Source organism: Nonomuraea bangladeshensis, assembly GCF_039529455.1.
In the GTDB taxonomy this organism is placed as follows: domain Bacteria; phylum Actinomycetota; class Actinomycetes; order Streptosporangiales; family Streptosporangiaceae; genus Nonomuraea; species Nonomuraea bangladeshensis.
In genome coordinates this window covers 182,613-189,885 of sequence record NZ_BAAAMV010000014.1, presented here as the reverse complement: position 1 = coordinate 189,885, position 7,273 = coordinate 182,613, and the positions used below count along the sequence as shown (strand labels likewise).

The window sequence follows — 7,273 nt, the reverse complement described above, 5'->3', positions numbered from 1 at the left end:
GGCCATCGCCTGGTTCTCCTTCGATCTTGATCTTGCTACTCGAAGGATCACGCGATGGCCGTCTTCATTTCACGACGCCACGCCTGTGACCAGGTCAAACTCGTACACCACTCCCGTGGACGCAACCTGATCGCGAGCCTGGCGTTCGCCTGACGGCGTAAGAAACCCCTGGTAGATGGATTGATCACCACAATCAGATCCGTCACGACCAGGGGCCTCGGATGCTTTTCTATCGTGCTGCCGTCGATTTGTCGCATTAGACCCTGAACTACGTCGCCGGAGTGATCCGCCGGCACCGCAAGGCGATCAGGTCGGCCTGGCGGCGGCTCAACCCGGGGCGCCAAGCGCTGCTGGTCCTGGTCTATCTGCGCAAGGGCGAGACCTATACCGAGCTCGCGGCCGGTTTCGGGGTGTCAACGGCAACCGCGTGGCGGTACGTGGAGGAGACGGTGGCACTGTTGTCGGCGCGTTCGCCCAAGCTGGGCCAGGCGCTGCGCAAGGCGAAGCGGGACGGGCTGCACTACCTGGTGCTGGACGGCACGCTGATCCGCACCGACCGGATCGCCGCCGATCGGCCGTACTTCTCTGGCAAGCACCGGGTGCACGGGATGAACGTCCAGGTCATCGCCTCCCCGGACGGCACCATCCTGTGGACGTCTGGAGCCCTGCCCGGCAAGGCCCATGATCTGAGCGCTGCTCGCATCTGGGGCATCCTGCGTGCACTGGAGCAGGCGGGCATCGTCACCTTGGCGGATAAGGCGTATCAAGGGGCCGAAGGTCCGGTTCTCACCCCGTACAAGGGCAAGGACAAGCCTGAACCTCAGAAGCAGGCCAACCGCGCCCACGCCAAAATCCGCGGACCTGGCGAACGCGCGAACGCCCAGCTGAAGAGCTGGAAGATCCTCCGAAAGCTACGCTGCAGCCCGTCCAAGGCCGGCCCCCTGTGCAAGGCCATCGCCGTCCTTCAAAACCACCGCGTCGCCCAGGCCGCCTGAGGGCGGAGCAGCTCACTGGTGCGCGTCGTCCCGGAACTCGTACCAAGGCCCCTTCACGTGCCGGACATCGCCCGGTCGGCTCACGGGGCTCCAGACATAGCCGTAGCCGTCCCCTCCCCACCCCTTGCCTCGGTAGAAGTAGACCTGTTCGTCCTCCCGGCGGACGAACTCGAACGAGAGGCTTCCGATGCTTTGATCCCTGAGTTCGACGCCCTCCTCCAAGGTGCGGGCGACCGCCTCCATGTCCCCTGACGAGTGCATGAAGCGCAGGTCCTCAGCCCAGATCAGGGCCACGACAAGGATGCCAGCCAGGAGCGTCGCACCCACGTACGCGGCTCTGCGTACCGCAGGCTTTTCCCCGCGGCTCGTCTCGATCATGCGGTCATCTTCACATGCGCTCGGGCAGGACTACGAGGTCGCACGAGGATGAAAAAGGTTCACTGAAGGCCAAATCCCACGGTTTCTTCCGGTCTCCTGGATCAACAACTCCGACGACAGCGACATCACCACACCCTGGGGCGGGTTCCGGCAGTCCGGCATCGGCCGCGACAAGTCGCTCCACGCGCTCGACAAGTACATGGAGTCGAAGACCACCTGGATCAGCATCAGACACCAATAACTCTGGTAAGTGGCGGGCTGCCCAAGGCGCCCGCGAGCATGTTGCGAGAGCCCAGGGTGCCGGGGTAGTCGCCGCCCAGCACCCGCTCGCAGTCAGCCGGCGTGGCCTCGTAAGGCCCAACGGATGATCCTCACCCATTTGGAATCAATCGTCTAGGTGGTCGCGCCAGGCGGTGGCCTCTCGGGGGGTGAGGACGCAGAGGCGGTCGTGCCCGAAGGGGTCCCGGCAGTAGCCGCAGCGACGGTCCAGGCATCCTGTCCGCCACTGGACGTGCCTTACGTGCCTGACAAAATCATCGAGCTCCGACCTGCGGAACAGGTCAACAACCCAAGATAACGATGGGACCCTGTCGGCGAAGTGAACAGTGCCCATGGCAACCCCGGCCGCGGCCGATCTCGCCGCACCGCTGATCAGTGCGTTTCACGGCGATAGCGTCAGAACCCGCAACTCCCGCCTGCCGGCCATCCACTCATTGTTCGCCATGCCGTACCACACCATCCCGACCGTCTGCCTGGACCGGCAGGCGCGATCACGTGGTGCTGGCCGTGGCCGTGGGAACCGGACTGTGGGTCTCTGAACGGAAGTCGGTGAAGCGGTCCCGGCGGAGTACTCCGCTCAGTGTCCCGCGCCTGAACGATGCCATCGCGGAATGGGTCATGTTCTCCTCACGGATCACCAACGACGCATCAGATCTGTGCCGCCACGGACGCCGGCGCATTCGACACTGAGATCAGGTCACCGGAATCGGATGCGCGCGGGAGGGGCGGCGTGGGAAGAGGCCGCCTGAGGAGGGCCATCTCTCCCCCCGGCGGGCGCGGCGGGTGATGACCTTCATTCTTGACCTCAGCGAGCAGATGTTCATCGCGGGAACCGATACGCGGTCGATAGAGGTCTCCATTGTCGCGGTCGCCGCGAGCTACGGGCTCAGTCCGTTCGAGTTCACGATCGTCGGGCGGACGGTCATCGTCCAGTATGCGCCGCAGAACGGCGAGCCGCAGGTCATGATGAGGGTCGCCCGCACCGTTGACATTCGGGACCTGTACCGGGCGGTGAAGATCTACCGCCTGGTGGAGGGCATCGTCCAGCACGATCTCGAGCTTCCAGCGCGGAGCGGACACTACATGGCATCAAGCGGCTCCCGTCGCGGTGGCCCTGGTGGGTGCGGCTCGCGGGTCGGGCGGTGCTGGTCTCATCCGTCACTTTGCAGACCGCTGGCACCCTGGACGGCGTCCTGTTCGCCATGGGCGTCCTCATCGTCGTCGACCGCGCGCGGTGGGCGCTGGCCCGTGGCGGCATCCCTGGCTACTACGCCACCTTCGCGCAGGCGGCGCTGGTGGCGGGGCTGGGCATCTCGGCGCTGAACCTCGAGGTGCTGTCGCTCGAGGCTTACGCGAGCGCCACTGCGGCCAACCTGGTGCTGCTGCTACCGGTGCGATCGATCGTCTCCCTCGCACAGGACGCGATCACCCAGTTCGGCACGCTCGCCGCGGTGCGGTTGATCAATGTGGTGCTGGTCTTCGGCGCACTGTTCGCCGGCATATTCACTATCGGCTTTATCGCCCGGGATGTGCGCGTCGTCGGCAGTGCACAGAGCGTCCAGTTCGTTGCGCTGCCGATCTGGCTCGCCCTGCTGGCGGCCGGGATCGGAGCGGTTGCGGGTGCCGTCGCCTTCGGGGGCGCCGTGGCGACTGCTGCCCTTGGCTGCCCTGATGGGCATGCTCTCCATCGCCGTCCGGACTCTCAGCCTGGCACATCTGAGCCTGCCGCCCTCCCTCGCCGTCCTGTTGGCCGCCACGGTGCTCGGCACCGTCGCGAGCCGCCTGGCGCCCCGGCTGCGCCTCCCGGCGGGCGCGCTGGTCACCCCCGCCATCGGCGCCTCCCTGCTTCCCGGCCCCGACATGTATCGCAGCTTGTCCGCCTATGCTGTCGGGCCGTCGGGCGCGGGAAGGCAGCTCCTCAGCGCCTTGATCGTCACCGTGGCCATCGGCGCGGGCATCGTCCTGGGCAACATTCTGGGCGTGAAAAGGGAACTCAGAGAGAAACAGACACCGCAGGAGCAGCAGTGAATACCGAACCGGAGCTTGACGTCCTCCCCCTCGTGAACGAGGGGGACTCCGACCGTCGCCGGTCGGTCTTCCTGCTTCACCGCCGATCGCCCGCCCGAGAGGAGGACTCCCGCTTGAGGTCTTACACCAGCTCCACAGGCGTTTCAGCTCTCCGCCGACCCGGCGGCGAGCACGTTTCTGGCCGCGCACGTCCCGGTCATGGACCACGCCGCAGGCGCAGGCCCACTCGCGGCCGTTCAACGGCAGCGGCTGATGCGGCCAGGCCGCCAGCCCATTCACCGCGGCGCTCGCCGAGCTGGTCGCCCTTCAGGCCGACCGCTTCCACGGCGACGGCGGTTTCGTCATCCTGCCGGAATGGGCCGACATCTTCGACCGGCATTTTCCCGGCCGCTGACGATTAGCTCAAGCCCAGAGCGGCAGCGGATGACCGCAGTGGTAGCAGTACATCATCGCGCTGTCGGCCAGGTCGTAGAAGAAGCCAGGGTTGGCTCTGCGCATCGCGGCGTCGGTCGACTCGCATTCGCCCAGGCATCGTCCGTCCGGCCCCAGCGGCTGCCGAGGTGGGGAGACGGTGCACTTGGTGAACCGGTGGCCAGGGTCATGGTCGGCCGGATCGGTGCAGCCGCGGGGACATGGCCAGTTGCGCGCGGCTGCCGGGGTGCAGGTGATGCAGCCTTTGGCGTCGATGCCGCGGCCTTGGTTATGGGGGCACTCTGTGCGCAGGGGGAAGTCACGGCTGTTGACCGGCCGGATGTAGCCGGCGGGGCCGTGGTCGGGCCAGAGCCGGTAGGCGCAGTTGTAGCAGTTGGTGTGCAGGTGCCAGTCAGGGGTGGTGGCCACCATGGTGGCGTGGTCGGGGATCTCGGACCCGCATATGGTGAGCGAGCCGTCCAGGCTCACGTGAACCTTCAGCCCAACGCGCTGCCCGGTGTCGACGAAGCGGTTGCCCTCCCGGCGTTGGCGGGGCCGGGTCCAGGTCACGATGGTCGCCGTCACAGGCACCCGCCCGGCGGGCGCGTGCCGGGGCGGCGCTACGGCCTGTGCGGCCGGCGCGGCTGGAGCGGCCACGGCCTGAGGGGCGTCCGGCAGCGCGGCGCCTGCAGCGGCCGTGACAACGTCCAGGGCTCGCCTGACGCGCTCGGCGGCCTCAGCCAAGCGGTCCCGGGCAGAGTCGTCCAAGACCTGCTCACGCAGCTGATGGGCCAGCAGTTCCAGATGGCTGGCCAACAGGGCACAGGCTCCGGCGGCAATCTCAACCGGACCACTGGGCCTGAGGGGGTTCGGCACTGTCACGAGCGTGACGGTATGCCAGCGCCCCACCCATACGCAGTGTCAATAACGAAACAACGTAAGTGCCGTTCGTCGCCGAGACTCTGACCTGCGACACAGCTCCGCACCGCGGCGGCCGCAGGGGTCTCGTCGGCACCGAGTTCCATGCCAGAGCATGCTCGCTGAACTGCGATAGCGCCTATTGACACGTCAAGGGCTCGCCTGCATGGGCCCCGCCCGGCCTCTCGGGTCCGTGCCACATGTGGGTTCTCATCCGAAGTGGCGAGTTCTCAGGCGATCTGACGAAGCAGGTGGCGAGCTCTCATTTGATGTGGCGAGGATGATCAGGTGAGAGGAGGGAGCCCGGTGGGTGTGCGATCTCCCGGTTCGTCTTCTGAGAACCCCGTCGTGGCGGTCGTCATGGTATGTCTGCTGGCAGGTGCTGACAGGGTGGGGCCGCAGGTGCGGTACTACGTCGCGCAGGGCCTTCGAGTTGGCTACCCGGCAGGCTGGCAAGTCGACGTCGACGCTGAGTTACGCCCGCCGATGGCCATGACTGCCGAGCCGCCATGGTGGCCGTTCGGTTGGTTTGCTGAATATCAGGTGTCCCTGCTCCCGCATGGAGCCTCGTTGGAAGAGGCGGTGGAGGAGCATCTCAAGGACGTCCGCGACGTCTACCACGATGTCGTCCTGGAAGAACGCGAGAGAGTGGTGGTGGGCACCGGTGCGCCGGGCTACATGCTGCGTAGTTCCTATGTTGAGTACGCCTCCGACATGGAAAGCTTCCCCACCGGCGAAATCGTGCTGCTCGCCGTGGCGGGACGTGGTCAGCTGCTCAAGGTGCGCTACGTCTGCGCACTACAGAGATGTGGATTCGAAGACGTCTCCATCCGCGCTGTCATGAAGTCGATGGTGCCGATGTGAAGGCGCACCTGCCCGTGCCACGTACGCCCGGACAAGACAGCTTTGAGGCGGTATATCTGAGCGACGACGGCACAGAACGACGGGTGCCGTTGGCTCTCCTGGCGGAGGAGGTCGAGACGCTGGCGCGGCCGGTTCGCTCGTTCCCGTCGTACAAGGGGCAGCGGAACTATCCGGGCTGGTACTGGTCAGCGACCATGGGCGCCACGTCGGGTACGAGTCATGGGTCGAGCGCGACCACCTGGTCGCGCTCGACTTCGACCCTGCGGTGACCACGATCGTGTCGCAGCCGTTGTGGCTCCTTTGGTTTGCCCGCGGGAGGATCCGCCGGCACGCACCTGACTTCCTCGTGCAGACGGCCGGCGACGTCCTGATGCTGGACTCTCACACAACCCCATGTACCGCAGTCGTGACCTGCTGGCGTTGTCCCCGCACTTCTTCAAGCAGATCAAGTCGAAAGCGCTCGAGAATTCGCAGTTTCCTGAAGTCCTCCAGGACGGCTGGGGAGAGATTCGCCGTCCTGCCAAGTGGTGACAACGCAAAGGCCCCGCCCGGAGGCGGGGCCTGCACCACCCACCGAAGCGGGTAGGGGAATAGCTGCCCACAGTACCAGCGGGCCCGCGCGCCCAGCCAAGTCACCTGCCGTCATATAAAGATTACTTTCCATAAGGAGCGCTGTCGGTCATCCACACGGCCGGGCGAGGGCAGCACTCAGTCGCCCCGGCTCCTGAGACCTTGCGCCGGCGCCCACGTCCGGACCGTCGCGGCCGGCAGGGGACGCTCCACCCGTCGAGGAACCGGCGCTCACGTTGGGGCCGCGCATACCGGATCTACGCACCACCGCGCCGGGCCGCGCCCGCTTCGCGCCCCCAGACAGGGAGCAGCAGCACAAGCACTGACCCGATCTCCGTTCGCCGGACGACGGCCGCCGCCTGGGATAGTCTCGGCCCTTTCCCTTCGCGGGACGAAGCCGAAGGACACGCTGTCCTCCGGCCCTGGGGACAGAGTGCGGCCGGGTATTTGGCTTCCAGGGCGTTGATGACCCAGGCGTGACTGAAGCCCGCCGCTACACGGGTCTGGACATTCTGGCCAAAGCCCGCGTCCGGCTCATCGCAGGCGACACACCGGCCCCGAACCTGCTCCCACAGACACTTACCGCTTAACCTGCAGAAACAGGATCACTCGAAGCTTGATTCATACACCACGTCCGTGGACGTGACCGTGGCCGTACTGGCCGGAGGTCTTTGGGCTCGGCGCGAAGGCCGGCACCGCGCTCGGCGACCCAAGACATCAGGCCGCCCTGCTGAGGTATCTGGCGGTTCATCACACGATTCCGCAGGTCGATCCGGAGGTGGAGCTGCGCGCCGCGAACGAGGTGCTGGACTACGGCTTCCGGAGCGGCT

8 protein-coding genes and 1 pseudogene are annotated in these 7,273 nt (G+C 66.3%); 5 read left to right on the top strand and 4 right to left on the bottom strand.

What is annotated here, in order from left to right; all coding sequences use genetic code 11:
• Positions 1 to 263: 263 nt before the first annotated feature.
• Entirely contained in the window at positions 264 to 995 is a 732-nt protein-coding gene (locus tag ABD292_RS41185; RefSeq protein ID WP_344217422.1) for a transposase family protein, read from the top strand.
• A 12-nt stretch (positions 996 to 1,007) separates the two neighbouring features.
• On the opposite strand, the gene ABD292_RS41180 is transcribed toward ABD292_RS41185, so the two are convergent.
• Positions 1,008 to 1,373: a hypothetical protein gene (locus ABD292_RS41180; protein WP_344217414.1), complete on the bottom strand. Its 366-nt coding sequence runs from the start codon at positions 1,371 to 1,373 to the stop codon at positions 1,008 to 1,010.
• Between the two features lie 73 nt (positions 1,374 to 1,446).
• On the opposite strand from ABD292_RS41180, the gene ABD292_RS41175 reads away from it, so the two are divergent.
• Entirely contained in the window at positions 1,447 to 1,614 is a 168-nt protein-coding gene (locus ABD292_RS41175; RefSeq protein WP_344217420.1) for an aldehyde dehydrogenase family protein, read from the top strand.
• Between the two features lie 686 nt (positions 1,615 to 2,300).
• Here the strand turns inward: ABD292_RS41175 and ABD292_RS41170 are convergent.
• Positions 2,301 to 2,702, bottom strand: coding sequence for a hypothetical protein (locus tag ABD292_RS41170; protein ID WP_344217412.1), 402 nt, complete (start codon positions 2,700 to 2,702; stop codon positions 2,301 to 2,303).
• A 71-nt stretch (positions 2,703 to 2,773) separates the two neighbouring features.
• On the opposite strand from ABD292_RS41170, the pseudogene ABD292_RS49110 reads away from it, so the two are divergent.
• A pseudogene (locus tag ABD292_RS49110) lies at positions 2,774 to 3,100 on the top strand (hypothetical protein); the annotation flags it as partial.
• Here ABD292_RS49110 and ABD292_RS41165 read toward each other — a convergent pair.
• Positions 3,038 to 3,331, bottom strand: coding sequence for a hypothetical protein (locus tag ABD292_RS41165; RefSeq protein ID WP_344217410.1), 294 nt, complete (start codon positions 3,329 to 3,331; stop codon positions 3,038 to 3,040). The pseudogene ABD292_RS49110 and the gene ABD292_RS41165 overlap by 63 nt on opposite strands.
• Here ABD292_RS41165 and ABD292_RS41160 point away from each other — a divergent pair.
• Positions 3,330 to 3,680 (top strand): threonine/serine exporter family protein, encoded by a 351-nt coding sequence (locus ABD292_RS41160; RefSeq protein ID WP_344217408.1) that lies wholly within the window; start codon positions 3,330 to 3,332, stop codon positions 3,678 to 3,680. The genes ABD292_RS41165 and ABD292_RS41160 overlap by 2 nt on opposite strands.
• A gap of 402 nt (positions 3,681 to 4,082) precedes the next feature.
• On the opposite strand, the gene ABD292_RS41155 is transcribed toward ABD292_RS41160, so the two are convergent.
• Positions 4,083 to 4,973, bottom strand: coding sequence for a hypothetical protein (locus ABD292_RS41155; protein WP_344217406.1), 891 nt, complete (start codon positions 4,971 to 4,973; stop codon positions 4,083 to 4,085).
• A 384-nt stretch (positions 4,974 to 5,357) separates the two neighbouring features.
• On the opposite strand from ABD292_RS41155, the gene ABD292_RS41150 reads away from it, so the two are divergent.
• Positions 5,358 to 5,873 (top strand): hypothetical protein, encoded by a 516-nt coding sequence (locus tag ABD292_RS41150; RefSeq protein ID WP_344217404.1) that lies wholly within the window; start codon positions 5,358 to 5,360, stop codon positions 5,871 to 5,873.
• Positions 5,874 to 7,273: the final 1,400 nt, after the last annotated feature.

What these genes read in the sequence shown, in the direction of transcription:
- ABD292_RS41165 (WP_344217410.1), bottom strand. Translation starts at nt 3,331, where the DNA reads ATGCCCATCAGGGCAGCCAAGGGCAGCAGTCGCCACGGCGCCCCCGAA.
- ABD292_RS41160 (WP_344217408.1), top strand. Translation starts at nt 3,330, where the DNA reads ATGCTCTCCATCGCCGTCCGGACTCTCAGCCTGGCACATCTGAGCCTG.
- ABD292_RS41180 (WP_344217414.1), bottom strand. Translation starts at nt 1,373, where the DNA reads ATGATCGAGACGAGCCGCGGGGAAAAGCCTGCGGTACGCAGAGCCGCG.